This window comes from Amycolatopsis sp. MtRt-6 (assembly GCF_017308975.1).
Lineage (GTDB): Bacteria > Actinomycetota > Actinomycetes > Mycobacteriales > Pseudonocardiaceae > Amycolatopsis.
Window position 1 is genome coordinate 1 of record NZ_JADWPD010000033.1, and the last position, 25,182, is coordinate 25,182.

At 71.4% G+C, this 25,182-nt stretch carries 23 protein-coding genes; 7 read left to right on the top strand and 16 right to left on the bottom strand.

The window, feature by feature from the left end:
• Positions 1-158 precede the first annotated feature (158 nt).
• Together I4Q55_RS39125 and I4Q55_RS39130 are read left to right on the top strand one after the other, a co-directional pair.
• Positions 159-1,253, top strand: a complete 1,095-nt coding sequence (locus I4Q55_RS39125; RefSeq protein WP_206795533.1) for a DNA glycosylase AlkZ-like family protein — start codon at positions 159-161, stop codon at positions 1,251-1,253.
• A gap of 7 nt (positions 1,254-1,260) precedes the next feature.
• Positions 1,261-2,022 (top strand): hypothetical protein, encoded by a 762-nt coding sequence (locus tag I4Q55_RS39130; protein ID WP_206795535.1) that lies wholly within the window; start codon positions 1,261-1,263, stop codon positions 2,020-2,022.
• 31 nt (positions 2,023-2,053) lie between these two features.
• On the opposite strand, the gene I4Q55_RS39135 is transcribed toward I4Q55_RS39130, so the two are convergent.
• The 12 genes from I4Q55_RS39135 to I4Q55_RS39190 form a co-directional block, all read right to left on the bottom strand.
• Positions 2,054-2,716 (bottom strand): DUF4097 family beta strand repeat-containing protein, encoded by a 663-nt coding sequence (locus I4Q55_RS39135; RefSeq protein ID WP_206795537.1) that lies wholly within the window; start codon positions 2,714-2,716, stop codon positions 2,054-2,056.
• A gap of 111 nt (positions 2,717-2,827) precedes the next feature.
• Positions 2,828-3,931, bottom strand: coding sequence for a uroporphyrinogen-III synthase (locus tag I4Q55_RS39140; protein ID WP_206795538.1), 1,104 nt, complete (start codon positions 3,929-3,931; stop codon positions 2,828-2,830).
• The gene (gene nirD / locus I4Q55_RS39145) at positions 3,928-4,272 is read right to left on the bottom strand and encodes a nitrite reductase small subunit NirD (protein ID WP_206795539.1); all 345 of its coding nucleotides are present in this window, start codon (positions 4,270-4,272) and stop codon (positions 3,928-3,930) included. Before nirD ends, I4Q55_RS39140 begins: the two co-directional genes overlap by 4 nt.
• On the bottom strand, positions 4,269-6,776 hold the full coding sequence (gene nirB / locus I4Q55_RS39150; protein ID WP_206795540.1) for a nitrite reductase large subunit NirB: 2,508 nt from the start codon (positions 6,774-6,776) through the stop codon (positions 4,269-4,271). The genes nirD and nirB overlap by 4 nt, the downstream gene beginning before the upstream one ends.
• Before the next feature lies 1 nt (position 6,777).
• Positions 6,778-8,172: a NarK/NasA family nitrate transporter gene (locus tag I4Q55_RS39155; RefSeq protein ID WP_206795541.1), complete on the bottom strand. Its 1,395-nt coding sequence runs from the start codon at positions 8,170-8,172 to the stop codon at positions 6,778-6,780.
• Positions 8,169-9,596 carry an FAD-dependent oxidoreductase gene (locus I4Q55_RS39160; protein ID WP_206795542.1) on the bottom strand — a complete coding sequence of 476 codons (1,428 nt, stop codon included), beginning with the start codon at positions 9,594-9,596 and terminating at the stop codon, positions 8,169-8,171. Before I4Q55_RS39160 ends, I4Q55_RS39155 begins: the two co-directional genes overlap by 4 nt.
• Positions 9,593-11,641 carry a molybdopterin oxidoreductase family protein gene (locus I4Q55_RS39165; RefSeq protein ID WP_206795543.1) on the bottom strand — a complete coding sequence of 683 codons (2,049 nt, stop codon included), beginning with the start codon at positions 11,639-11,641 and terminating at the stop codon, positions 9,593-9,595. The genes I4Q55_RS39160 and I4Q55_RS39165 overlap by 4 nt, the downstream gene beginning before the upstream one ends.
• Before the next feature lie 195 nt (positions 11,642-11,836).
• Positions 11,837-12,166, bottom strand: coding sequence for a hypothetical protein (locus tag I4Q55_RS39170; protein WP_206795544.1), 330 nt, complete (start codon positions 12,164-12,166; stop codon positions 11,837-11,839).
• Positions 12,167-12,473: 307 nt separating this feature from the next.
• On the bottom strand, positions 12,474-13,271 hold the full coding sequence (locus I4Q55_RS39175) for a TIGR02569 family protein (protein ID WP_206795546.1): 798 nt from the start codon (positions 13,269-13,271) through the stop codon (positions 12,474-12,476).
• Between the two features lie 85 nt (positions 13,272-13,356).
• Positions 13,357-14,532, bottom strand: a complete 1,176-nt coding sequence (moeZ, locus tag I4Q55_RS39180; protein ID WP_206795548.1) for an adenylyltransferase/sulfurtransferase MoeZ — start codon at positions 14,530-14,532, stop codon at positions 13,357-13,359.
• A gap of 95 nt (positions 14,533-14,627) precedes the next feature.
• Positions 14,628-15,785, bottom strand: a complete 1,158-nt coding sequence (locus I4Q55_RS39185; RefSeq protein ID WP_206795550.1) for a DUF3152 domain-containing protein — start codon at positions 15,783-15,785, stop codon at positions 14,628-14,630.
• An 81-nt stretch (positions 15,786-15,866) separates the two neighbouring features.
• Entirely contained in the window at positions 15,867-16,781 is a 915-nt protein-coding gene (locus I4Q55_RS39190; protein ID WP_374194526.1) for an alpha/beta fold hydrolase, read from the bottom strand.
• A gap of 173 nt (positions 16,782-16,954) precedes the next feature.
• Between I4Q55_RS39190 and I4Q55_RS39195 the strand changes: the two genes are divergently transcribed.
• Positions 16,955-17,581 carry a TetR/AcrR family transcriptional regulator gene (locus I4Q55_RS39195; RefSeq protein WP_206795554.1) on the top strand — a complete coding sequence of 209 codons (627 nt, stop codon included), beginning with the start codon at positions 16,955-16,957 and terminating at the stop codon, positions 17,579-17,581.
• A gap of 94 nt (positions 17,582-17,675) precedes the next feature.
• Here the strand turns inward: I4Q55_RS39195 and I4Q55_RS39200 are convergent, their stop codons facing one another.
• Both I4Q55_RS39200 and I4Q55_RS39205 read right to left on the bottom strand, forming a co-directional pair.
• Positions 17,676-18,569 carry an alpha/beta fold hydrolase gene (locus I4Q55_RS39200; protein ID WP_206795555.1) on the bottom strand — a complete coding sequence of 298 codons (894 nt, stop codon included), beginning with the start codon at positions 18,567-18,569 and terminating at the stop codon, positions 17,676-17,678.
• Positions 18,566-19,474, bottom strand: coding sequence for a diiron oxygenase (locus I4Q55_RS39205; RefSeq protein WP_206795556.1), 909 nt, complete (start codon positions 19,472-19,474; stop codon positions 18,566-18,568). The genes I4Q55_RS39200 and I4Q55_RS39205 overlap by 4 nt, the downstream gene beginning before the upstream one ends.
• A 55-nt stretch (positions 19,475-19,529) precedes the next feature.
• On the opposite strand from I4Q55_RS39205, the gene I4Q55_RS39210 reads away from it, so the two are divergent.
• Positions 19,530-20,300 (top strand): TetR/AcrR family transcriptional regulator, encoded by a 771-nt coding sequence (locus I4Q55_RS39210; RefSeq protein ID WP_091304344.1) that lies wholly within the window; start codon positions 19,530-19,532, stop codon positions 20,298-20,300.
• Positions 20,297-20,614: a DUF4873 domain-containing protein gene (locus tag I4Q55_RS39215; protein ID WP_206795557.1), complete on the top strand. Its 318-nt coding sequence runs from the start codon at positions 20,297-20,299 to the stop codon at positions 20,612-20,614. The genes I4Q55_RS39210 and I4Q55_RS39215 overlap by 4 nt, the downstream gene beginning before the upstream one ends.
• 104 nt (positions 20,615-20,718) lie before the next feature.
• Here the strand turns inward: I4Q55_RS39215 and I4Q55_RS39220 are convergent, their stop codons facing one another.
• Together I4Q55_RS39220 and I4Q55_RS39225 are read right to left on the bottom strand one after the other, a co-directional pair.
• A complete protein-coding gene (locus I4Q55_RS39220; RefSeq protein WP_013223016.1) occupies positions 20,719-20,949 on the bottom strand; it encodes a DUF3107 domain-containing protein in 231 nt (76 codons plus the stop codon).
• 119 nt (positions 20,950-21,068) lie between these two features.
• Positions 21,069-21,722 (bottom strand): ferritin-like fold-containing protein, encoded by a 654-nt coding sequence (locus I4Q55_RS39225; protein WP_206795558.1) that lies wholly within the window; start codon positions 21,720-21,722, stop codon positions 21,069-21,071.
• A 554-nt stretch (positions 21,723-22,276) separates the two neighbouring features.
• Here I4Q55_RS39225 and I4Q55_RS39230 point away from each other — a divergent pair.
• Both I4Q55_RS39230 and I4Q55_RS39235 read left to right on the top strand, forming a co-directional pair.
• Positions 22,277-23,740 (top strand): DEAD/DEAH box helicase, encoded by a 1,464-nt coding sequence (locus I4Q55_RS39230; protein ID WP_242547561.1) that lies wholly within the window; start codon positions 22,277-22,279, stop codon positions 23,738-23,740.
• 25 nt (positions 23,741-23,765) lie between these two features.
• Positions 23,766-25,070 (top strand): hypothetical protein, encoded by a 1,305-nt coding sequence (locus tag I4Q55_RS39235; RefSeq protein ID WP_206795559.1) that lies wholly within the window; start codon positions 23,766-23,768, stop codon positions 25,068-25,070.
• The last annotated feature ends 112 nt before the right edge of the window (positions 25,071-25,182 follow it).

The window sequence follows — 25,182 nt, forward strand, 5'->3', positions numbered from 1 at the left end:
AGCGGCTGCGCCGGCCTGACCCTCTACGTGACCATCCGCGAACTGCAACTGCTCCTCGCGACCTGGACCGGCGTGTGCCTGACCTGCCACCAAACGGTGAAACCCTTACACCGCAACAACCGCCACCAAACATAACAAAGTACTACTAGGAGCCGCACGTGGACCGCCGTCAGGTACTCGCCTACCGCATCGCCGAGCACGGCCTGCACCGCTCGGCGCGGGACGTCGCCGACCTCGCCGTCGTCCGGGCCGGGCTGCAGGACAGCATGCGCGACACGGCGTTGCTCGCCCTGGCGGCCCGGCTCGACGGCCCGGTGTCCCTGGACGGGCTCGTGCTGGCCTGGACGCTGCGGGGCGCGCCGCACTACCACCTGCGTGCGGACCTGCCCTCGACGATCCGGGCCCTGGTGCCCTTGGACGACGCCGACGCGCTGGCCCGGATGTTGTGGCAGCGCAAGGAACTGGCCGCGACGGGCCTGGCCGCGTCCGAAGTGGTGTTCACGGCGGCGGCCGCGTTGCGCGAGGTGGTGAAGGCCCCGATGACGAAGGGCGCGGTGTCGACGGCGGTCACCAAGCGCCTGCCGCCGTCGTTCGCCCGCTGGTGCCGAGGTTGCCACGCCACGCACATCCACGAGCAGCTGATGCGCATCGCCGCCCCGCTCGGCGGCCTCCGCCTGGTGGCGGGGGCGTCCCCGGCGACCCTGGCGCCGCTGGAAGGCCGCGGCCGGCTGCGGACGAAGCCGGACCCGGCCGCGGCGACGGCGGTGCTCGAGCGGTACCTGCGGCTCAACGGCCCGGCGTCCCCGGGCGACGCGGCGGAGTTCGCGGGCACGGCCCGGGCGGTGGTCGACCGGACGTGGCCGGCCAACCTGACCGAGGTGCAGGTGGAGGGCAAGGTGAGGTACCTGCCGGAGGACAGGCTCTCCGCTTTGGAGAACCCGCCGGAGCCGGAACCGGTGCGGTTGCTGCCGCCGCTGGATCCGTTCATCCAGGCCCGCGACAAGGCGTTGCTGATCCCGGACCCGTTGCGGCGCAAGGAAGTCTGGAAGATGCTGGGCAACCCGGGCGTGCTGCTGGCCGATGGCGACATCGCGGGAACGTGGCGCACCAAGGGAAGCGGCGCGAAGCTGACGATCACGGTGACGGCATTCGACCCGCTGCGCCCGGCGGCCCGCGAGGAAGCGGAAGCCGAGGCGGCCCGGATGGCGGCGGTGCGGGGGTTCGAGAAGCACGCCGTCACTTGGGTAGGCTGACCGGCTCATGGCGATCACCGACGAGACGATCACGGGGCTGCGGACCGCCGCGGTGGCCGGCGATGCCGGCGCCGCCCTGGAGCTGGGGCGGCTGCTGTGCCTGACGGCAGCGGATCCGCAGGGATCCGGTGACCTGACCTGGCCCGAGGAGCGCTGGCTTCGCGCCGCTGTGGCGGCACGCCCCGACGACGTCGAGGCTTTGATGACGCTGGCCGGACGGCTGGCCCAGCGGATCTGGTACTGGCAGAGCGTGCGGGAAACGAATCCCGGCGCAATGGCGGAGCACGGGGTGGGCGAGGGCACCATCCGGCAGCTGCGGATCGAAGCCGAGGAGCTGTACGCCCGGATACGCGCCGCCGGTCCCTCCGGCGATGCGGAGCCGGGACTGGACGAGCTGGCTGTGGTGCTCGGGGTGAGCGACACGTCCCCCGCGGAGGACGTGTACAGCTTCCATGTGCTGGAGGACGAGGACGGGAGCGGATCCATGGTGTACCGCGTGACCGTCGTCGCGTCCGGCACCGACGAGATTCGCTGGGCCTGCGATGCGTGGCTCGCCCAGTCCGATGGCGGGTTCAGTGGTGCGCCCACCCTGACCACCTACGTGGACGGCGCCGAGGTCGGTTCGATCGATCTCGGTCGGTACATCGTCGACGGAGCTGTGTCCTGGGACGCGGTCGCCGTGCCCGAGCTGACCGGCCCGCGGCTGCCACCGGGGCTGCCCGCACCGGGCCTTGGGCTGTACTACGGCTTCTCCGCCGGAGCCGAGTGACAGGCCGCGAGCGGGCAACGCCCGGCCGGGCTCACAGGCTGCGGGCGTCGATGTCGCCGTAGGACGTGGTCGCGTGGATCGTCAGGTCCGGCGTGCCCTCGTTCTTCAGGGCGTTGCGGATCCGGCCGTACGTCGTCCCCGCGTCCAGCGACGCCGAGACGCCGGGCGCCGCGCCCACCGAAACGTCGCCCGCCTGGGTGCTCAGCACCAGCTTTCCGCTCGCTGCCTCGGCGATCCGGATGTCGCCCTTGCCCGTGGTGACTTCCGCCGGGCCCGTCAACCGGCCGACCGACACGTCACCCGCGTGGGCCGTCAGGCGCAGGCTCGCGGCCTCGTCGATGACCACCTCGCCGTGGGCGCCCTCGACGATCACGTCGCCGAGGCGGCCGACGCCCCGCAGCTCCACGCTGGCGGACTTGGCCTCGACCGACGACCCGGCGGGCAGCGAAACGACCACGTCGAGCGCGCCCGACGGGCCGAAGTACTGGTTCTTCGCCGCGAGCGAGACCCGCAGGACGCCGTCCTCGAACGAAACCGACGCCTGCGAAGCCGCCTTCACGTCGCGGCTCTTCGCCGGGTCGGCGGGGAGCACCTGAACGACCGTGTCGGAGCGGAGCGAGGCGTCGAACCGGACTCGGCCGGCCGGGATGTCGAGGACGGTGGCGATCGGGGCGGGGGTGGTGAAGTTCTGCATCGGATTCTCCTTGTCGAAGTGGGTGTGAAACCACCTTCGCCAAGCCCGCTGACACCGGACGGCCACCGCACTGACACGGCCGCTGACAAAGCTGACACAGCTGACACGCCGTCAGGCGTCCACCGCCAGCCGGTACCCGCGCTTCACCACCGTCTGGACCACCTTCCCGCCGCCCAGTGCCGTCCGCAGCCTTCCGATCGCCGTCTCCACCGCGTGCTCCTCGCCGCCCCCGGGCAACGCCGAAATCAGCTCGCGCCGGGACACCACCCGGCCCGGTGACGCCGCCAGTGCCCGCAACAGCGCCATCGGGGCCGGGGCCACTTCGCGCCACTCGCCGTCCACGATGGCCGCCTGGCCGCGGAGCTCGATCGACCGTCCGCCCGCGCGCAGGCGCGGCGAACGGTCCACCAGGGTCTCCGCCACCGTGCGGGCGAGCGCGCCGATCCGCGCACGGTGGGGCTGGACCGTCGGCACCCCCAAAGCCGCCAACGGTCCAGCCGTAATGGGTCCGACGCAGGCCGCCACCACCGGGCCGGACAGCGCCGTGACGAGCCCCGGCAGCCGGCCCGTGCGCCGGGCCAGGGCGATGAGCGACGCCGCCGCCGGCGCGCTGGTGAACGGCAGTGCGTGGATCGAGCCGTCCAGGACGCCGTCGAGCAGCCGGTCCACCGGGCCCGGGTCCACCGGGCCGACCCAGCGGTAGACCGGGATCTCGATGACCTCCGCGCCCGCCGCGCGCAGCGTGTCCACGAAGTACGGCAACGGCTCCCCGTGCAGCTGCACCGCGATCCGCAACCCGTCGACCCCCGACGAGAGCAGGTGCTGCAGCAGCTCGGCGTTGCTCTCCGAAGCCGGCGAGTACGACTCCGACAGCCCGGCCGCCCGCAGCGCGCCGGTGACCTTCGGCCCGCGGGCCAGCAGCGACGCCGACGAGAGCCGCGTCAGCAGTGAATCCCCCAGCCCCCAGCCCTCGGCCGCCTCCAGCCAGCCTCGGAAGCCGATGCCGGTGGTCGCGACGACCGCGTCCACCGGCGCTTCGAGCAGCCGCGACGTCGCCGCGTGCAGCTCCGTGTCGTCCGTCAGCGGCACGATCCGGATCGCCGGGCCGTAGCGGACGCTCGCCCCCTTGCGCACCAGCAGCGCGCCGAGCTCGTCAGCCCGGCGCGCCGCGGTGATGCCGATCACGAAACCGGCCAGTGGGAGCACATCGGTCACGGACTCTCCACTTCGACGAAGCCTTCCCGCACGCGCACCTCGTACACCGGCACCGAGACGTCCGGCGCGTCCAGGCACTGACCGCTGTCGAGCGCGAACCGCTCCTTGTAGACCGGCGAAGCGACCACCGGGACGCCGCCGGTGTCGCCGACGATGCCGCGCGACAGCACCGCCGCGCCGCTGCACGGGTCCCAGTTGGACAGGGCGTAGAACCGCTCGCCCGGCAGCCGGAAGATCGCCACCTGCACGCCGCCGTCGAGCAGCGCCGCCACCCCGGCGTACTCGGGCACCGCGCCGACGGGGCAGACCGCCGTCCAGGTTCGTTCGATCGACGTCGTCATCGCCGCACCTCCGGAACTCCCAGCATCACGGGCACTTTCTGCTCGCGCTCTTCGCGGAACGAGATGGCCGGGTCGGGGGCGCCCGGCGCGTTGACGAAGGAGGTGAAGCGGGCCAGCTTCTCCGGGTCCTCCAGGACGCCCTTCCACTCGTCGGCGTAGTTGTCGACGTGCTTGGCCATCGCCGCGTCGAGGTCTTCGCAGATGCCGAGGGAGTCGTCGACGATCACCGCGCGCAGGTGGTCGAGGCCGCCCTCCATCTCCTCGATCCACGGCGCGGTGCGCTGCAGCCGGTCGGCGGTGCGCACGTAGAACATGAGGAACCGGTCGATCGTGCGGATCAGCGTCGCGGTGTCCACGTCGGACACCAGCAGGTCGGCGTGCCGCGGGGTGGTGCCGCCGTTGCCGCCGACGTAGAGGTTCCAGCCGTTCTCCGTGGCGATGATGCCGAAGTCCTTGCTCCGCGCCTCGGCGCACTCCCGGGCGCACCCGGACACCGCCGACTTGAGCTTGTGCGGCGACCGCAGGCCGCGGTAGCGCAGCTCCAGCTCGATCGCCAGCCCGACGCTGTCCTGGACGCCGTAGCGGCACCACGTCGACCCGACGCACGACTTCACCGTCCGCAGCGCCTTGCCGTAGGCGTGCCCGGACTCGAACCCGGCGTCGACCAGCCGCCGCCAGATCAGCGGCAGCTGGTCCACCGTCGCCCCGAACAGGTCGATCCGCTGGCCGCCGGTGATCTTGGTGTACAGCCCGAAGTCGCGGGCCACCTCGCCGATCACGATCAGCTTGTCCGGCGTGATCTCGCCGCCGGGGATCCGCGGCACCACCGAGTACGTGCCGTTGCGCTGCAGGTTCGCCAGGTACCGGTCGTTGGTGTCCTGCAGGGTCATCTGCTCGCCGCCGAGCACGTGCCCGTTGCCGAGGGTGGCCAGGATGGACGCCACCGCCGGCTTGCAGATGGCGCAGCCGCTGCCCGAGCCGTAGCGGCCGATCAGCTCGCTGAACGTCGTGATCTGCGTCGCCTGGACGATCTCGAACAGCTCCGCGCGCGACTGCGGGAAGTGCTCGCAGACGGCCTTCGACTGCTCGACGCCGGCCGCGGTGAGCAGCCTGCCCAGCAGGGGGACGCACGAGCCGCACGCCGTGCCCGCGCGGGTGCACGCCTTCAGCTTCGGGACGCTGTCGCAGCCGTCCTCGTGGATGGCCTTCGTGATCGCGCCCTTGGTCACCGCGTTGCACGAGCAGATCTGCGCCGCGTCGGGCAGCGCGTCGACGCCGACCGCGGCCCCGCCGCCCGCCGGGGCGAGGATCGCGCCGGGTTCGGCCGGCAGCGGACGGCCGACCAGCGCGCGCAGGGTGTTGTACTCGGTCGCGTCGCCGACCAGCACGCCACCGAGCAGCGTCTTGCCGTCGTCGGTGACCACGAGCTTCTTGTACGTCCCGGCGACCGCGTCGTTGACGGCGACTTCCAGCGCGCCTTCGGTCGTCGCGTGCGCGTCGCCGAAGGAAGCGACGTCGACGCCCATCAGCTTCAGCTTCGTGGACGTGTCCGGCTCCGGGAACGTCCCCGAACCACCCGTGAGCTGCGCGGCGACGATCTCCGCCATCGCGTACCCGGGCGCCACGATGCCGTAGACCTTGCCCTCGACCGCGGCGCATTCGCCGATCGCGTAGATCGCCGGGTCGCTGGTGCGGCAGGACGCGTCGGTGAGGACGCCGCCGCGCGGGCCCAGCTCCAGGCCGGACTGCCGGGCGAGGTCGTCCCGCGGCCGGACGCCGGCGGAGAACACGACGAGGTCGACGTCGAGCTCGGTGCCGTTGCCCAGCTTGGCCAGCAGCCGCGAGCCGTCGGCCTCGATGGCGTCGGTGGACGTTCCCGTGTGGACGGTGACGTCCAGCGCCGTGATCATCCGGCGGAGCATCGACCCGCCGCCCTCGTCGACCTGCAGCGGCATCAGCCGCGGCGCCATCTCGACGACGTGCGGGGACAGGCCCATGTCCCGCAGCGCCTTCGCGGCCTCCAGGCCGAGCAGGCCACCGCCGATGACGACGGCCGAGCGGCGGCCGCGGCCCGGCTTGTCGACCGCGGCCGCGCGGATCGCGTCGAGGTCCTCGATGGTCCGGTAGACGAAGCAGCCGTCCAGGTCGTGCCCGGGCACCGGCGGCACGAACGGCCGCGAGCCGGTCGCCAGCACCAGGGCGTCGTAGGAAACCGAAGCACCGGACGCCGTGGTGACCGTCTTCGCGTCCCGGTCGACCGAGACGACCAGCTCACCGAGGCGGAGGTCGACGTGCGGGTCGTCCGCGTAGTCCGCGCCCGGCAGGGCCAGCGAAGCCGGGTCCCAGGTGTCCACATAGGACGTCAGTGCCACCCGGTCGTACGCCGGGCGCAGCTCCTCGGCCAGCACGACGACGCGCCAGGTTCCCTGTGGGTCTTCCGCGCGCACCGCCTCCACGAGCCGATGGGCGACCATGCCGTGTCCGGCGACGACCAAGGTGGGCATCTCAGACCTCCGCTCCCGCGAGCGCCAGACCGCGCTCACTCGTGGGCTGTTCGGCGGGCTTCCGCAGGTAGACCGCCCAGGTGACGGCGAAGCAGAGCCCGTAGAAGATCAGGAATCCGACGAAGGCGGGCACGCCGCTCTTGGCGTCGGCGAACGACTGCCGGAAGGCGAGGTTGATCAACAGGCCGCCTTCGGCCCCGATCGCTCCGGCCAGGCCGATCAGCGCGCCGGACAGCCGCCGGGACTTGAGCAGCTCGGCCGCCTCCTCGGCGCCGTTCGCGATGGCGATCTTGGCCTTGGCGCGGAAGATCGCGGGAATCATCTTGTACGTCGAGCCGTTGCCGATGCCGGCCAGCACGAACAGCACCACGAACGCGACCGTGAACAGCACCAGCGACTTCGACGTCGAGGCCAGGATCAGCACGACCGTGGCCGCCGCCATCCCGATGAAGGTGGCGAAGGTGATCTTGCCACCGCCGATCCGGTCGGACAGCCAGCCGCCCACCGGCCGGGAGAGCGAGCCGAGCAGCGGGCCGAGGAACGTCACCGCGGCCGCCTGCAGCGGGGTGCGGCCGAACTGGTTCTGCAGCACCAGGCCGAAGGCGAAGCTGTAGCCGATGAACGAGCCGAACGTGCCGATGTAGAGGAACGACATCACCCAGGTGTGCGGCTCCTTGACGACCTCGCGCATCGCCTTGGTGTCGCCCTTCATGCTGGCGAGGTTGTCCATGTAGAAGTACGCGAGCACGGCGGCGACCACGATCAGCGGGATGTAGATGTAGAGCACGAGCCGCGGCGCGGTCGCGCCCGCCGTGCCGATCACCAGCAGCCCGACCAGCTGGATCGCCGCGACGCCGAGGTTGCCGCCGCCGGCGTTGAGGCCGAGGGCCCAGCCCTTGTGCTTCTCGGGGTAGAAGGCGTTGATGTTCGTCATCGACGACGCGAAGTTGCCGCCGCCCACCCCGCCGAGGGCGGCGACGAGCAGGAAGGTGCCGAGCGACGTGCCCGGGTGCAGCACGACCGCGGCCAGCACGGCCGGGATCAGCAGCAGCACCGCGGAAACGACCGTCCAGTTGCGGCCGCCGAACTTCGCCACGGCGAAGGTGTAGGGCAGCCGCATCAGGCCGCCGATCAGCGTCGGCGTCGAGACGAGGAGGAACTTGTCGGCGGCGGAGAAGCCGTAGTCCTTGCCCATGAACAGGACGATGACCGACCAGAGGGTCCAGATCGAGAAGCCGATGTGCTCGGCGAAGACGGAGAACCAGAGGTTGCGGCGGGCGATCTTCTTGCCCTTGGACTCCCAGAACTCCTCGTCCTCGGGTTCCCAGTGTTCGATCCAGTACTTTCCTTGGTGGGCCACGGCGTGCTCCTTCGTGCGGCGGTTCAGGTCGGTCATTGCGCGGCGAGCCAGTTCGCGATGCCGCCGACGGTGTCCGTGCACCCGCCGCATCCCGTCGTCGCTCGCGTGGCCCGCGCCAGTGCGGGAGTGTCGGTGGCCCCGGCCTTCCAGGCCTCGATCAGCCGGCCCTTGGTGACGTTGTTGCAGCGGCAGATCACCGCGGTCGCCGGCAGGTCGGCCGGGCTGGCCGCCGGAGTGCTGCCGCTGGGCAGCGCGCGGCCGAGCAGGACGGCGAGCCGGTCTTCCGGCAGCTGCGTCCCGCGGTCGTGGAACTGCGTGATCGTCGCGGCCGCGTCGGGCAGGCCGAGCAGGATCGCCCCGGTGACGCGGTTTTCGCGGACCACGAGCTTCCCGTACCGGCCACCGGTGGGGTCGTTGAAGGTGAGCACCTCGGCGCCGTTGTCGGATGCTTCGAGCTGGGTCTCGCCGAGCGCGGCGAGGTCGATGCCGCGGGCCTTGAGCCGGGTGACGGCCGTGGTGCCGCGGTAGCGGGCCGCCGCGTTCGTCCCGGTCAGGACGTCGGCGAGGACTTCGGCCTGTTCCCAGGCGGGCTGGATCAGCCCGGCCGGGGCGCCGGGGTGGCGGGCGCAGTCGCCGAGGGCGTGGATGCGGCCGTCACTGGTGCGCAGCGTGTCGTCGACGAGGATGCCCATGTCGACGTCGAGGCCGGCGTCGGCGGCCAGGCTCGTCTCGGCACGGACACCGGCGGCGACCACGACCAGGTCGGCCGGGACGAGGCTGCCGTCGTCGAGCTTGAGCCCGTCGCCGGGCAGGTAGCGGGCGGCGGTGGCGCCGAACTTGAACGTCACGCCCATGTCGGTGAGCTGCCGGGCCAGCACGTGGCCGGCGGCCGGGTCGAGCTGGCGTTCCATGACGTGCCCCAGCGGGTGCACGACGGTCACCTGATTGCCGCGCCCGGCCAGGCCGCGGGCGGCTTCGAGGCCGAGCAGGCCACCGCCGAGCACCGCGACGGGCGCGCCGAAGCGGGCGGCGTCGAGGATCTTGGCGCAGTCGTCGAGGCTGCGGAAGGCGACCACGCCCGGCCCGGCTTCGAGGCCTTCGACCGGCGGGATCCACGGGTTGGCGCCGGTGGCGAGGACCAGGGCGTCGTAGTCCACAGTGGAGCCGTCGCCGAGTTCGACGCAGCGCTTCTCGCGGTCGATGCGTTCGACGTCGACACCGAGCCGGAGGTCGATGTTGTGCCGCTGCGCCCATTCGTCGTCGTGCAGGCGAACGCTTTCGGCGCTCATCCCGCCCGCGACGACGGCGGACAGCAGCACGCGGTTGTAGGCGGCGTGCTTCTCGGCGCCGAGCACGGTCAGCCGCACCCGCTCGGCGATCGGGTCGCGACGGCGGATCTCGTCGGCCAGCCGGGCTCCGGCCATGCCGTACCCGACGATGACGACTTCACGGGGGCTCATGCGGCACCATCCACAGTAGACAGGGAAACGGCACACACCTTGAACTCCGGCATCCGGGAGACCGGGTCGAGCGCCGGGTTCGTGAGCAGGTTCGCGCGCTGCTCACCGGGGAAGTGGAACGGGAGGAAGACCAGGTCGGGCTTGAGGTTCTGGGCGAACCGCACCTTGGCGATGGTCTCGCCGCGGCGCGACCGGACCAGCGCCCGGTCGCCCTCTTCGAGCCCGGCGCGCTTGGCGGTGTCCGGGTGGACCTCGACGAAGGCCTCCGGGACGACGTCGTTGAGTTCGTCGACCAGCCGCGTCTGCGCGCCCGACTGGTAGTGCTGCAGCACGCGGCCGGTGGTGGCCTGCAACGGGAACTCCTCGTCCGGCGCCTCGGCCGGGCCGGTGTGCTCGACCGGCACGAACCGGGCGCGGCCGTCCGGGTGGGCGAAGGCGTCGAGGAACATCCGCGGCGTGCCGGGGTGGTCGTCGGCCGGGACCGGCCAGTGCAGGGCCTCGCCCGCGCGCAGCCGGTCGTAGGTGACGCCGGAGTAGTCGGCGATGCCGCCCTTGGACGCGATCCGCAGCTCTTCGAAGATCGTCTCGGCGTCGGTGGGGAACCGCTCTTCCGGCTGCCCCAGACGCTGCGCGAGCCCGTTCAGGACGTCGAGGTCGGACCGGACGCCCGGCGGCGGCGTCAACGCCTTGCGCCGCAGCAGGACCCGGCCTTCGAGGTTGGTGAGCGTGCCATCTTCTTCGGCCCACTGGGTGACCGGCAGGACGACGTCGGCCATCGCCGCGGTCTCGGACAGCACGAAGTCGGCGACGACGAGGAAGTCCAGTTCGGCGAGCCGGTCCTGGACGCGCTGCGAACGCGGCGCGGAGACGACGACGTTGCTGCCGAACACCATCAGCGCCTTCGGGCCGTTCTCCTGGCCGAGCGCTTCGAGCAGTTCGGTGGCCGAGCGGCCGGGACCGGGCAGGCTTGCGGTGTCGACGCCCCAGACGCCGGCGACGTACTCGCGCGCGGCCGGGTCGTCGAGCTTGCGGTAGCCGGGCAGCTGGTCGGCCTTCTGGCCGTGCTCGCGCCCGCCCTGGCCGTTGCCCTGGCCGGTGAGGCAGCCGTAACCGGAGCCCTTGCGGCCGGGCAGGCCGAGGCTCAGCGCGAGGTTGATCCAGGCGCCGACGGTCGCGGTGCCGGTGGCGTGCTGTTCGGTGCCGCGCGCGGTGAGGACGTAGGCGTTGCGGGCACCGGCGAGCTTCTCGGCGGCGAGGCGCATGTCGGCGGCCGAGACACCGGTGACGCGTTCGGCACGCTCCGGCCACCAGCTCGCGGCGATCCGCCACATCTCGGCGAACCCGCTCGTCCGGTCGTCCACATAGGACTGATCGAGGTGGCCGCCTTCGACGACGGCGTGCAGGATGCCGAGTGCCAGCGCGAGATCCGTGCCGGGCGCGGGCGCCAGGTGCAGGCTCGCCAGCTCGGCGGTCGGGGTGCGCCGCGGGTCGACGACGATGAGGTCGGCCCCGCGCAGGTGCTGGGTGAACGGCGGCATGGTCTCGGCCGGGTTCGCCCCGGCGAGCAGCACGACGTCGGCTTGTTTCAGATCCGTGACGGGGAACGGCATCCCGCGGTCCGCGCCGAAGGCCTTGATCCCCGCGGCGGCGGCCGACGACATGCACCACCGGCCGTTGTAGTCGATCTGCGAGGTACCGAGCGCGACCCGGGCGAACTTGCCGAGCAGGTAGGCCTTTTCGTTGGTCAGGCCGCCGCCGCCGAAGATGGCGACACCGTCCGGACCGTGGGTCTCCTGCGTTTCGCGGAGCTCGCGGGCGACGTGGTCGAGGGCGAAGTCCCAGCTGACCGGTTCGAGCGCGCCGCCGACGCGCAGCATCGGGGTGGTCAGCCGCTTCGGGTTCGTGAGCAGGGAGCCGGAGGTCCAGCCCTTCTGGCACAGGCCGCCGGCGTTGACGGGGAAGTCCCGCGGCGTCACGCGGTCGCCGTCGAGGCTCATCCCGCACTGCAGGGCGCAGTACGGGCAGTGGGTGTCGACCTGCGGCATCGGGCACCTCCTCGGCGTTTCGGGCTTGCCCTGACGCTAAGGAGGCCTTGTTAACCGGATTCGACCAAATGTTTCAGGCAGTTGACATTGCGGCGGTGTTTCCGCCGCCCGGCCGGTGAGATCCGCGTCCACGGACCGGGAGTCCGGAGGTCAGCGGGGCCAAACCGGACATGACGCCCGATCTTGCGACGTCGGTCACAAAGGGCCCCAGCCGTACTGGTCGGCGAACCGTCGTTCGAACCACCAGGGCGATGCGGCGAACGGGTCGGGGAGTGTCCGCGCCAGGAACCGGCGGTCGGCTTTGGCGAGTTCGGCCCCGACCAGGGCACGCTCCCGGCGCGACAGTGCGCTCAGCAGCTCGGCGAGATCGAGCCGGTCATGGAGCGGATAGCAGCCAAGGCAGGGGCAGTCCGGCATCCAATGGCGGAAGGGCGGCCGGGTTCGGTACTGCCAGCCCCGGAGGGCACTGGCGACGGCACCGGGCGACAGGCCGGCGTCCGCTTCGGCGAAGGCGAGCTGTCGCATTGCGCGGCGGGAGACGTACGGGATCTTGGCCGGCGGTGGGCCCGCGACGTCGAGTCGGCGGGTTCGGCGCAGGCTTCCGGGGCGCCTACGCGGCATGGGCCTTTCGGTTGGTGATCACCCGGTTATCATCTCAGCCGCGTCAATGCCTTTCGGCCGGCTTCCTCGCTCGCTGACCACCATCCCGACGCCCGATTGTGACTACGGCCGGCAGCACCGCGTCAAGGCGGGAAAGCGTGCCTTGACCCGGCACTACCGGCCGTGTTCGGGCTTCGGATCGGGGTTGCGGGGAGGTCTGGGTTGGTGCCCGTCACAAGATGCCGGACACCTCGCGTGCCGCCGCGCGCAAGCCGTCCAACGACGCCTGCGTCGATCGCGGGTTCAACGCATTCGATGCCAGCCGGAACAGGACCGCGCGCAACAACAACTGCGGCCACTCCGGTAGGTGGGCCCAGCGCTCCAGCAGGTCCCGCCCGGCCCCACCCCAGGCCAGCGCGTCCACCGCCACGATCGCCGCCCCGTACTCGCCCGGGCGGTAATACGGGACGAAGTCGACCAGGCCGGGGCTGGAATCGCCGTCGAACAACAGTCCTGCCAGCAGCTCGCCGTGCGCCACCTGCGACGGCAACCGGATCGGGCGGCGGGCTCCGGCCAGGACCTCGAACCAGCGGCCGCCCTTCGTCTCCGCCAGGGGGACCTCGAGTTCCTCCCAGGCCACGCGGTCGGCGACCGCGTCGATGTCGGTGCGGGTGTCCAGGAAGTCCGGGCGGGGCAGGCCTACCGTGGCCCGGTGGAGCTTCACCGCCGCCAGTACCGATGCGTCGCCGCGGTGCTCCGGCGTTCCCGGGATGAACCGGGATGCCGTCCAGCCGCCGACGATCCAGCGGCCGTCCGTCGACCGGACCGGCTTCCCGACGCGCAGCCCCGGCTCTCGGACGTAGTCGAGCGCGTGCGCCGTCCACAGCGTCCTGACCTTGTCGGTGACCGGCTTGAGCACGAGGTCGCCGCAGTGCCACGCGGTCGAGTCCGGCAGCCGCTCGCCGCCGTCGGCGGAGCCGCCGAAGGCCGCGCAGACGTGCGCCGGGGGACGTTCGAGGGTTGACCGCACGGGCGTGACGTTACCCGGCCGGGTGTTCCACGATCGAGAAGACTCGCTGGTCACACACGGTTTCCCGGCCGGGTAAACCACACTGTCAGTAGGTCGGCAGGCTCGGGTCGATCTGCTTCGCCCAAGCGAGCACGCCGCCGCCGAGGTGCGTCGCGTCCTTGAAGCCGGCCGCGTGCAGGGCGGCGAGGGCCTCGGCCGACCGGGCACCCGACTTGCAGTGCAGGACGATCGGCTTGTCCTGCGGCAGCTCCGCCAGCGCCTCGCCCGAAAGGATGCGGTCCTTCGGGATCAGCGTCGCGCCCTTGATGTTGACGATCTCGTACTCGTGCGGCTCGCGGACGTCGATCAGGGCGAAGTTCTCGCCGCTGTCGAACTTGGCCTTGAGCTCCGCCGGGGTGATCGTGCTGCCGGAAGCCGCCGAAGCCGCCTCGTCGGAAACTACGCCGCAGAACGCCTCGTAGTCGATCAGCTCGGTGATCTTCGGGGTGTCCGGGTCCTTGCGGATCTTGACCTCGCGGTACTTCATCTCCAGCGCGTCGTAGCTGATCAGGCGGCCGAGCAGCGGCTCGCCGATGCCGGTGATGAGCTTGATCGCCTCGGTGACCATGATCGAGCCGATGGACGCGCACAGCACGCCCAGCACGCCACCCTCGGCGCAGGAGGGAACCATGCCCGGGGGCGGCGGCTCCGGGTAGAGGTCGCGGTAGTTGAGGCCCTTGCCGTTCGGCGCGTCCTCCCAGAAGACGCTGACCTGGCCCTCGAACCGGAAGATCGAGCCCCAGACGTACGGCTTGCCGAGCAGCACGGCGGCGTCGTTGACCAGGTAGCGCGTGGCGAAGTTGTCGGTGCCGTCGACGATCAGGTCGTACTGCTCGAAGATCTCGAGGGCGTTCGACGAGTCCAGCCGGTCGGTGTGCAGGTGCACCTTGACCAGCGGGTTGATCTCCGCGATCGACTCCTGCGCGGACGCGGCCTTGAGCTTGCCGACGTCGGACTGGCCGTGGATGACCTGGCGCTGCAGGTTCGACTCGTCCACGACGTCGAAGTCGACGATGCCGAGCGTGCCGACCCCGGCGGCGGCCAGGTACAGCAGCGCGGGGCTGCCGAGGCCGCCGGCCCCGATCACCAGGACCTTGGCGTTCTTCAGCCGCTTCTGCCCGTTCACCCCGACGTCGGGGATGATCAGGTGACGGCTGTACCGGGCCACCTCTTCCTTGGTGAGCTCGGCAGCCGGCTCGACGAGCGGCGGCAGTGCTGACATGGGTCCTCCATCTCGCGCGCGTATCGCGTCCATCCCACTATGCACAACGCGCGCGGGCAAATAAGCCTTCCCAGGTCCAGATGCTGGGACAACCCTTACGGCGGCGTCGGGTTCGGCCAGGCGTTGGTCACGCAGATGCGGCCGTCCTTGGCCACCTTGCCCTTGTCGCCGCCCGGGATGTCGTTGAGCATCGCGACGTAGTCGTCGTTGACGCCGAACGACTGCTGCATCATCACCGGCGCCGGCTGGCCCGTGCCGCCGCAGCCGACGTGCTTGTTGCCCAGCGCGTGGCCGACCTCGTGGTTGATCGCGTACTGCCGGTAGCCCGTCATGTCGGCGCCGTAGGCCTTCGCGCCGCGGACCCAGCGCGCCAGGTTGATCAGCACGCGGCCCATGCTCTTGCGGTAGCAGGACGCCTCGAACTTGATCTGGAAGCCGCAGGCGTCCGCGCGGTGCGTGGTGTCCGGCGTGGTGAGGCTCACCCGGAACGAGGGGTTCGGGAAGCTGGCGTCGACGCGCTGGAAGGCGACCTTGCCGTCCCACGTCCAGCTCTTGGGGTCGGACAGGGTGCCCTGGACGGCCGTCGCGAAGGCGTCGTCGCCGGCGTAGCTCGACGGGTCGATCCCGTCCTCGACCTCGACGGTGTAGGTGTACAGCTGCCCGGTGCCGATCTTCGGGCCGCTGCCCGGCACCACGTGCCAGGTGCCCTTTCCGGTCTGCGTGTACGGGCTGCCGTTGGGCAGGTCCGCCGTCGGCACCTTGAGGTCGACCGGCGTGGCCGGGTTCTCCGGGATGCCCTGTTCGCCGCCGCTGTCGACGGCGCCGCCGGAGGTGTCGCCGCCCGCCGACTCGGCGCCGGGCGCGCCGGCGCCGGTGCCCTGCTCGGCGATCGGCTGGGCCGGGCTGTTGGCCGTGTTGACCACCACGAGCACGGTCAGCACGACCAGGATCGGCAGGGCGTAGACACGCCAGCCGTAGGTCTTCGTCAGCTTCGTGAGGCCGGACTTCGGCGGCGGGTCCGCCTTCTCCCGCGCGACCGGCACCTCCGGCTTCCAGGAGGCGCTCAGCGGCTCGGCGCTGGTCCGCCGGCCACCCGGCCGGTAGCGGTCCTCGTCGACGCGCTGCGCCGACGCCTTCGCCGGGCGGTACTGCCCGGTGCGCGGCGGGTCTTCGGGCTGCGACGCCCGGCGGGCCGACGCGCGGTGCGGCGGCCGCCGATCTTCACCTCGCGCGTCCTGCTTCACCCGGTCCACCGCACCAGGGTGCCACAGCGCCACCGAACCGTTATCAGCGACTGGCGGATCATCGAGTGAACTCGCCGTCACCCGATCGGCCTACCAGGTGCCCGCTTCGACGTGCTCCCACATGCCCAAAACGGCCTTCGCTACGACGACCGGGCGTTCCATCTGCGCCACGTGACCGGTGCGCGGGAGCACCAGCAGCCGGGCCCGCGGGATCGCCCGCGCGGTCCGCACCGCGCGCTTCACCGAGATGACGCGGTCCTCCCGCCCCCAGACGACCAGCGTCGGCGCCTTGACGAGCGGCGCGACCGACCACAGCGACGCCTTCCCCAGCGTCGACCACGCCCGGAAGATGGCGAACGTGCTGCGCGCCATCGCGGGCGCGGCCCAGGCGAACCCGGCGCGGGCGCCGTGTTCCTCGGCCAGCTCGTCGAGCCGGCTCTCCGGGAAGCGGGACGGGTCGGCGAAGCACAGCTTGATGACCTGCGAAGCCCGTTCCCGCGGCCCGAGCGCGGCCAGCTGGGCCCGCACGCGCGCGCCGACCAGCGGCAGGTAGGCGAACGCCATCCGCGGGTCCGACAGCCGTCGCGGGTCGAGGCGCAGGTCGGGCACCGCCGGCGAAATGAGCGTCAGCGTCTTGACCAGCTCCGGCTTCTGCGCCGCGACCAGCAGCGCGATCGCGCCGCCCATCGAGTTGCCGAACAGGTGCACCGGGCCGCTTTCCCCGATGTGCCGCACGACGACGTCCGCGTGCGCCTGGAGCGTGAAGTCGAAGCCCTCCTCGGGCTCGGAGTAGCCGAACCCGGGCAGGTCGGGGGCGGTCCCGCCGGCGACCGGCGCGAGCAGCGCGGCCAGGTCCGTCCAGTTCGTCGACGAGCCGCCGAGGCCATGGACGTAGACGGCGGGCACGCCGTCCGGGCCCGGCGTGCGGCGGACGTGGAGCCGGGCGGTGCCGACCTCCTCGAAGGCGGCGGGCCACGGCGGCGGGACCGGGTCGAGCGACGGCAGGGCCCTGGTCGAGAGCGGCACGTGGGTCAGCGGCGGCCGCGTCGGCGCGGGGGTGTTCACGGGTCCAGAATGCCCGACCCTTGGCGCGGCACACGTACCGGCGAGTAATCTTCAGGGCGACTTCACGCGGTGGCGACCCCGCCCGTCGAAGAAACGATGACGGGAGGACGAGCATGACGGAGATGACGCGGGTGCAGCAACGTGGGGTGCGGCTGCCCCGGACCGAGCGCCGGGCTCAGCTCCTCGCCGCGGCGCAGCGGGTCTTCGCCGAAAACGGTTACCACGCCGCCGCGATGGACGAGATCGCCGAGGTCGCGGGCGTCTCGAAGCCCGTGCTGTACCAGCACTTCCCCGGCAAGCTCGACCTGTACATCGCGCTGCTGGAAAGCCACGTCGACGAGCTGGTCAAGCGCGTCCAGAACGCCCTCGACTCGACGACGGAGAACAAGCAGCGCGTCCCGGCGACGGTCGGCGCGTTCTTCGACTTCGTCAGCAACGACGCGGGCGCGTTCCGGATGGTGTTCGAGTCCGACCTGCGCGGCGAGCCGGCGGTCCAGGAGGCGGTCGACCGCGCGACGTCGGCCAGCGTGGACGCGATCACGGAGACGATCACCGCGGACGCGGGCCTCGACGAGGACAAGGCGCGCCTGCTGGCGGTCGGCCTGGTCGGGATGAGCCAGGTCAGCGCCCGGTTCTGGCTGGCCCACCACCAGTCGATGAGCCGCGAGGAAGCGGTGGCCCTGACGGCCAACCTCGCCTGGCGCGGCATCGGCGGCGGCTTCCCCCTCAAGGACGCCTGACCCCGAGCGCCCCAATGTGGCCTTGGTTGCGTTGAACGCACCCAAGGTGGCCTTCGGTGCGTTGAACGCACCGAAGGCCACATTGGGGCGCTTGTCAGCGGGCGGCGACCCGGACCAGGGCTGAGATCCGCCGGGCCACTTCGTACGGCCGTTCTTGCGGCAGCATGTGCCCGGCGCCCGGAAACCGGACGAACTCCGCGTGCGGAAGCTCGTCCGCGATCACCTTCGCGTGGTCCAGCGGGCACAGCCGGTCCTTCTCCCCCGCCAGCACCACCGACGGCACGTCGCACAGCGCGCCCAGCCCGCCGACGCCGCGGTGGGCCGCGATGGCGTCCAGGAACATCCCCGCGCTCGCCGGATGCGCGCACAGCAGCTGCTCCACCACGCTGTCCACCTGCTCACGCCCCGGCCGGACGCCGAAGACCAGCCGCCGCGCGACCGACCGGACCAGCCCCGGCCGCAGCCGCAGCGTGTCGCTCCGCAGGCGAGCCAACAAGCGAGCCACCCGCGGCTCGAAGCGCGTCACGCTCCGGCCGACCAGCCCCGGGAACCCGAGCGTCAGCTTGTCCATGTCCCCCGACGACGTCGCCACGAACGCCGCCCCGGCCAAGCGCGAAGCCACCAGCGAAGGGTGCCGTTCGGCGAGCACCATCAGCGTCATGCCACCCATCGAGTGCCCGGCCAGGACCAGCGGCCCGGCCGGAACGCGGGCGGCGATCAGCTCCGCAAGGTCGTCGGCCAGCCGCGCGATCGTGGCGCCGCCGGGCCGGGCGGGCGCCGAACCGCCGTGGCCGCGCAGGTCGTAGCGCAGTACGCGCAGGCCGGGATCGAGGTGCGGCAGGACGAAGTCCCACGTCCGGTGGTCCTGCGTCCAGCCGTGGACCAGCACCAGCGTGACGGCGGAATCGGCCGGCCCCGACTGCTCGACGTGGAGCGCGGCGCCGTCACTCGCGACGAACCGGCGCCCGGGCGCGAGGACGGTGGTCATCGGCCCGCCGGGAGCAGGAACGACTTGCGCCAGAAGTACTTCCCCGGCAGTCCCACGAGCCCCGACTCCTGCAGGAACGGCATGATCTTCTCCCCGGCCCACGCGATCGTGCCCTGCCAGTGCGGGTTGGTCAGCGCCGCCTCGACGCCGTCGCGCGGCCGGATGCCGACCGCCTTGTAGACGTCCGGGTTGATGAACGTCCGCGTCACGAAGTAGGAAATGAGCGCGATGATGAACTGCTGGTAGGCGATCTCGGCCTTCGACAGCTTCGCCATCCCGCGCGTGACCTCTTCGCGGGCGAAGGTGACGTGCCGGGCTTCTTCGAGGACGTGGATCCGGTTGACCATCCGGACCAGCGGCTGGACGCCTTCGTCGTTCATCTGCTCGCGCTGCAGCCGGTCGAGGACCTCTTCGGCGACCAGGATCGCGCCGTAGCGAGCCGGGCCGTAGGAGATCGTCGGCATCAGCTTCGCGAGGCGCCGCAGCCACGGCACCGGGCCGTAGGCGGGGCAGCCGATCCGAGCCGCCATCCGCGCGAACATCGTCGAGTGCCGGCATTCGTCGGCGATTTCGGTGAGCGCGAACTGGGCGTGCGCGGACGTCGGGTCCTCTTCGTAGACCTCCTTGAGCAGCATCTGCATGAGGAGGATTTCGAACCACAGTCCGGTGGTCGCGACGCTCGCGACCTCGTGCTTGCCCAGCTCGATGCGCTGTTCGGGGGTCAGCTTGTCCCAGAGTTCGGTGCCGTAGAGCGACGAGCGCTCTTCGAGGATGAACCGCTTGCCCTCGACCAGCGGCGCGGTCCAGTCGATGTCGACGTCGGGGTCGTAGAACTTGTTCGCCGACGACTTCAGCAGGCGGTCCGCGGTCTTTTCGCGATCCGGTTCCTTCAGCGTCCGCGTCATTGCCGACACCCCTTCCGCGATGTGTAACTTGAGGTAACAGTTACCTCTGCGTAGCATGACCCTGGTGATCGAACGTGTCAAGCGCTCCAGCAAGCAGGCCGGCAAGTCCTCCCGCGGCGAGGAGGCGACGGGCGACGCCCGGCGCGACCGCTGGCGCAAGCACCGCATCGCCCGGCGCAAGGAGTTCGTCGAGGCGGCGCTGCGGGCGCTCGACACGCACGGCCCCGACCTCGGCATGGAGGACGTCGCCGCGGAGGCGGGCGTCACGAAGCCGGTGCTGTACCGGCACTTCGACGACAAGGCCGACCTGTACGTGGCCCTCGGCCAGCGCGGCACGGAAATCCTCTTCGAGCGGCTGATCCCGGCGATCAACGCCGAGCTGGCGCCGGTCCCCCGGATCCGGATGGCCCTCGACGCGTTCTTCACGGTGATCGAGGAGCACCCGAACCTCTACCGGCTGCTGGCGCACGGCCGCCCGGAGAAGCCGGTGTCCTCGGACGTCGTGGCCGAGGACAAGGAGCTGATCGCGACGGCGCTGACGGCCCTGCTCGGCGACTACATGCGGATGTTCAACATGGACTCGGGCGCGGCCGAGCCGTGGGCGCACGGCATCGTCGGCATGGTCCAGAACACCGGCGAGTGGTGGCTGGACCGCCGTTCGATGAGCCGCGACGCGGTGGTGGAGTACCTGACCCAGATCATCTGGGCGGCGATCGACGGGCTGACCCGCCAGAACGGCGTGGTCATCGACCCGAACCTGCCCCTGGAAGTCAACAAGGTGGTCCAGCTGGGCCGCGCCCCGGAGTCGTTGGAGGAGACATCGTGAGCGAGCACGACGAAGACGGCTACAGCGGTTCGGCCACCCTGGTGGTGGCCGGGGTTTCGCTGCCGGTGACGGTCGAGCTGCGCGGCTACTTCCAGCCGATCGACGGCTATTACCGCTGGTACGGCCGGGTGGCGGTGAACGAGGAGCTGACCAGGCTGGCGGGCGGCAAGAAGAAGCCGGTCACCATCCAGGCGGGTTCGTACACGGCGTCGGGCGAGCTTTCGGACCCGGACCCGTGGGGCCGCTACCGGATCATGGGCACGAGCACGCCGCCGTTCCACGTCCCGACGACCCTCAAGGAACTCAACGCCTGACCCGAGCGCCCCAATGTGGCCTTCGGTGCGTTCAACGCACCCAAGGCGGCCTTCGGTGCGTTGAACGCAACCAAGGCCGCCTTGGGGCGCTTGCCTGAAGCCCGTCAGTCGCCGACGCCGAAGCCGACCTTGCGGACGTCGGAGGGGGCGATCTCCACGTACGCGATGCGGTCGGAGGGGACGATGTACTTGCGCCCCTTCTCGTCGTTGATGCGGAAGAGCCCGTCACCGGCCGTCAGGGCCTCGGCGACCAGCTTCTCCACCTCTTCGGGAGACTGGCCACTGGACACCACCAGCTCGCGCGGCGTGTCCTTGATGCCGATCTTGACCTCCACGTGGGACCTCCGCTGGAAATTCGTAAGGGATGTGCCGGCCAAGGCTAACCGAACCGGCTCGTTCCGGTGGCGCATGTCCGCGCCGGACCGCGTTGTCACTTCCGGGTACTCCATCGGGTTCAGCCCAGGCCGAGCGCCTGCATGCGCTTGGTGTGCCCCTGTTGCAACCGCCGGAACAGCGCCGCAATTCCGGAGAGGTCGCCCGAGCCGTTGATGATCAGCTCGGCCAGCCCGTCGCGCTCGGCGACGACGTACTGGGCCTGGGTCAGGGCCTCGCCGAGCAGGCGGCGGCCCCACAGGGCGAGCTTGTCGCGAGTCTTGGGGTCGGCCTCGATACCGGCCGCGACCTCGCGTTCGGCGAAGGCCGAATGGCCGGTGTCGGCCAGCACGGTCAGCACCAGGTCCTTGGTCTCCGGGTCGAGCCAGCTGGCGATCTCCCGGTAGAGGTCGGCGGCCAGCCCGTCGCCGACGTAGGCCTTGACCAGTGACTCCAGGTACGACTTCGGGGGCGTCGAAGCGTGCCAGGCATCGATGTGGTTCACGAACGGCGCCATCGCGTCCTCGATCTTGATGCCGTTCGCGGCCACGTGCTTGGCGAGCTGGCCGTAGTGACCGATCTCGGCGGCCGCCATCGCCGCCAGCGCGGCCCGCCCGGCCAGGGTGGGGGCGCTGCGCGCGTCCTCCGCCAGGCGGTCGAACGCGGACAGTTCGCCATAGGCGATCACACCGAGAAGGTCGACTACGCCTTCACTGATCTCTTTCGGCTCGGTCACGGGGGCAGGGTATCGCCGAAGCACCCGGACGTGGCGGGACGAGACCGATCACACTGGTTCCGGCGCGCCGGGTACTGTCCAAAAACTGCTGACCAGGTACACTGGCGTTCGATATCAAGCTTCCGTACGCCATACCGGCGTCGGGAAACAGGCAGGTCACGTGGCTTGCCGACGTACTGCAATGTGCGTGCACGCCTCTTCCGGCATTCCCGGGACGGACCGGTTCCGCGCTCCAGATCAGCGCCAGGGACCAGGGTTTACTCCCGGTCGAGTGTCGAGCGGACCCACGGCTGTGCGCGCTGGTCACGAGAGAGGCGATCACCCTGACCGCAGAAATTCCCACAACCGAACAGACCCCCGCCGTCGCGCTGGAACACAGCGAGACCGGCCCGGCCACGCTCGACACGTCGCACCCGCTGCAGGCGGGCGCCCCGGTCGAGCCGGAGGCCCCGACGTTCGCGTCCTTCGGCGTCAAGCCCGAGATCGTCAAGGCCCTCGGCGAGGCCGGCATCGAGCGTACCTTCGCCATCCAGGCGCTGACGCTGCCGCTGGCCATGGCCGGCGACGACCTGATCGGCCAGGCCCGCACCGGCATGGGCAAGACGCTGGGCTTCGGCGTCCCGCTGCTGCACCGCGTGCAGGTCCCCGGCGACGGCACCCCGCAGGTGCTCGTCGTGGTCCCGACCCGCGAGCTGTGCATCCAGGTCGCCAACGACCTCAAGGGCGCCGGCAAGCACCTGGGCATCCGGACCCTCGCCATCTACGGCGGCCGCCCGTACGAGCCGCAGATCGAGGCGCTCCGCAAGGGCGTCGACGTCGTGATCGGCACCCCCGGCCGCCTGCTCGACCTGGCCGAGCAGCAGCACCTGGTGCTCGGCAAGGTCCGCGGCCTGGTGCTCGACGAGGCCGACGAGATGCTCGACCTGGGCTTCCTGCCCGACATCGAGCGCATCCTGCGGATGGTGCCGGACGAGCGGCAGACCATGCTGTTCTCGGCCACCATGCCCGGCCCGATCATCACGCTGGCCCGCACGTTCCTGCGGCAGCCGACGCACATCCGCGCCGAGGAGAACGACGCCGGCGCGGTCCACGAGCGCACCACCCAGTTCGTCTACCGGGCGCACTCGATGGACAAGCCCGAGGTCATCGCCCGGGCGCTGCAGGCCGAGGGCCGCGGCCTCACGATGATCTTCAGCCGCACCAAGCGCACCGCGCAGAAGGTGGCCGACGACCTGGTCGAGCGCGGCTTCGCGGCCGCCGCCGTGCACGGCGACCTGGGCCAGGGCGCCCGCGAGCAGGCGCTGCGCGCGTTCCGCTCGGGCAAGGTCGACGTGCTGGTCGCGACCGACGTCGCCGCCCGCGGCATCGACATCGACGACGTCACCCACGTGATCAACTACCAGTGCCCGGAGGACGAGAAGACCTACGTCCACCGGATCGGCCGCACCGGCCGCGCCGGGCGCACCGGCGTCGCGATCACCCTCGTCGACTGGGACGAGGAGCCGCGCTGGAAGCTGATCTCCGACACCCTCGGCCTCGACATGCCGGAGCCGGTGGAGACGTACTCGTCGTCCAAGCACCTGTTCGAGGACCTGGGCATCCCGGAGGGCACCACCGGGCGGCTGCCGCTGGCCAAGCGGACCCGCGCCGGCCTGGCCGCCGAGGAGGAAGAGGACCTGGGCGGCAAGAAGCGCGGCCGTCGTCGCGGCGAGCCCACCTCGGAAGACGCGCCGCGCAAGCGCACCCGGGCCCCGCGCAAGCGCACCCGCGGCGGCTCGCGGGCGGCCGAGGCGATCGAGGCCGCGGACAACGCCGCCGCTGCCGCTTCTTCGGAAGAGGCTCCGGCCGCTTCGGAGGGCCGCACCCGGACCCGCCGCCGCACCCGCAGCGGCAACGCCCCGGAGACGACCGGCCCGGCCGTCGAGAAGGAGGCGGGCGAGAACGCCGAGCGCCCGGCTCGACGGCGCCGCCGTCGCCGCCCGGCCGCGACGTCTGATACACCTGCGTCGGCAGACTGAGGCCTACGCAGCGGGGGTCGGGTAAGTGAACGACGAGGAGAAGGCGGATTCCGGCTACGGGTCGGAAGACGTCCTCGAAGACGCGCCCCCCGCTGCCCCGCCCGCCCCGCGGGTCAAGGCGCGCAGGTCGCCGTGGAACCGCGGGCGGGACAGGGCGATCGCCGCGCTGATCGCGGTGGGCGTGGTCGCCGCCGCGCTGGTCATCGGCGCGACGAGCGACAGCGCGGCCACCGACCGCACGCGGGCGGCACCGCCCCCGCCGTTGCCCGCGGCCCCGGACAAGGTGCCCGGATCGATGGCGGAGATCTGGAGCGCCCCCAGCGGCGCGACGCCGGTCCCGGTCGTGGCCGGCGACTCGGTGGCCACCGCGGACGGCGGCGAGGTCGCCGCCCGCGACCCGCTGACCGGGCAGATCCGCTGGCACTACACGCGTGACCTGCCGTTGTGCACGCTCGACCAGGCGTGGGGGCGGCTGAACGCCGTCTTTTCGAAATCGACGAACTGCAGCGAAGTCACGCAGCTCGACCCGGGCACGGGCCGGATCACCGCGCAGCGCAACGGCAACGCGGAGCTGGGCACCCAGCTGGTCAGCGACGGCTCCCACGTCACGGCGACGGGCAAGAAGCTCCTCACGACGTGGCGCGACGACCTGGTGCAGAGCGCCGAGTACGGCCAGGTCCCGGCGCTGGTCAACGCGGGCAAGCAGCCTCGGACGGGCTGCACGTACGGCACGGTCGAGGCGGCGTCGGGCAAGATCGGCGTGATCGAGCGCTGCCCGGGCGACCCGGCCGACCGGTTGACGGTGTACAAGTCGGCGCCGGAGAAGGACGACGAGCCGCAGGTCAGCTTCAGTTCGGTGCTGGCGGGCAAGCGGGCCCGCGTGATCGCGATGTCGGGCGACCTGACGGCGGTGGTGTTGCCGGACCAGAAACTCCTGGTGGTGTACAACGGCGACGGAACCCAGCGCGCGGCGTACCCGCTGGACGTGCCACCGGGCGATCTGGCGGCCGACCCCCCGGCGGGCGTCGAGGCGACAACCCAGACGGCCCAGAACATGTACTGGTTCAGCGGGTCGAAGGTGGTGGCCCTGTCCCGCGACGACCTGTCGCCACGCTGGACGTTGAGCAGCGCGATGGGCCCGGGAATCACGTTCGCCCAGCAGCTGGTGGTCCCGATCAAGGGCGGCTTGGCGGTGCTGAACGAAAACGACGGCTCGACGATCCGCACGGTCGGCGTCGAGCGCCGCGGCTACACGGGAGTGGTACGGCTGGGCGCGGCGGGCCCGGTGCTGCTGGAGCAGCGCGGCCCGACCCTCACGGCCCTGAGGTAACCGCCCGGCGGGGTTGTGATGCCCGCCTGATCACGCGAGATACCCCACCAGACACGCGAGATACCCACCGGATCACGCGAGTTCCGCCCCCAATCACGCGAGTTCCGCCTCG

Excerpts from the sequence above, each read along its gene's own strand:
- nirD (WP_206795539.1), bottom strand. The coding sequence starts at position 4,272 with ATGACGACGTCGATCGAACGAACCTGGACGGCGGTCTGCCCCGTCGGC.
- nirB (WP_206795540.1), bottom strand. The coding sequence starts at position 6,776 with ATGCCCACCTTGGTCGTCGCCGGACACGGCATGGTCGCCCATCGGCTC.
- I4Q55_RS39205 (WP_206795556.1), bottom strand. The coding sequence starts at position 19,474 with ATGACGCGGACGCTGAAGGAACCGGATCGCGAAAAGACCGCGGACCGC.
- I4Q55_RS39200 (WP_206795555.1), bottom strand. The coding sequence starts at position 18,569 with ATGACCACCGTCCTCGCGCCCGGGCGCCGGTTCGTCGCGAGTGACGGC.
- moeZ (WP_206795548.1), bottom strand. The coding sequence starts at position 14,532 with ATGTCAGCACTGCCGCCGCTCGTCGAGCCGGCTGCCGAGCTCACCAAG.
- I4Q55_RS39155 (WP_206795541.1), bottom strand. The coding sequence starts at position 8,172 with ATGACCGACCTGAACCGCCGCACGAAGGAGCACGCCGTGGCCCACCAA.
- I4Q55_RS39210 (WP_091304344.1), top strand. The coding sequence starts at position 19,530 with ATGACCCTGGTGATCGAACGTGTCAAGCGCTCCAGCAAGCAGGCCGGC.
- I4Q55_RS39230 (WP_242547561.1), top strand. The coding sequence starts at position 22,277 with ATGGCCGGCGACGACCTGATCGGCCAGGCCCGCACCGGCATGGGCAAG.
- I4Q55_RS39160 (WP_206795542.1), bottom strand. The coding sequence starts at position 9,596 with ATGAGCCCCCGTGAAGTCGTCATCGTCGGGTACGGCATGGCCGGAGCC.
- I4Q55_RS39165 (WP_206795543.1), bottom strand. The coding sequence starts at position 11,641 with ATGCCGCAGGTCGACACCCACTGCCCGTACTGCGCCCTGCAGTGCGGG.
- I4Q55_RS39195 (WP_206795554.1), top strand. The coding sequence starts at position 16,955 with ATGACGGAGATGACGCGGGTGCAGCAACGTGGGGTGCGGCTGCCCCGG.
- I4Q55_RS39130 (WP_206795535.1), top strand. The coding sequence starts at position 1,261 with ATGGCGATCACCGACGAGACGATCACGGGGCTGCGGACCGCCGCGGTG.
- I4Q55_RS39170 (WP_206795544.1), bottom strand. The coding sequence starts at position 12,166 with ATGCGACAGCTCGCCTTCGCCGAAGCGGACGCCGGCCTGTCGCCCGGT.
- I4Q55_RS39135 (WP_206795537.1), bottom strand. The coding sequence starts at position 2,716 with ATGCAGAACTTCACCACCCCCGCCCCGATCGCCACCGTCCTCGACATC.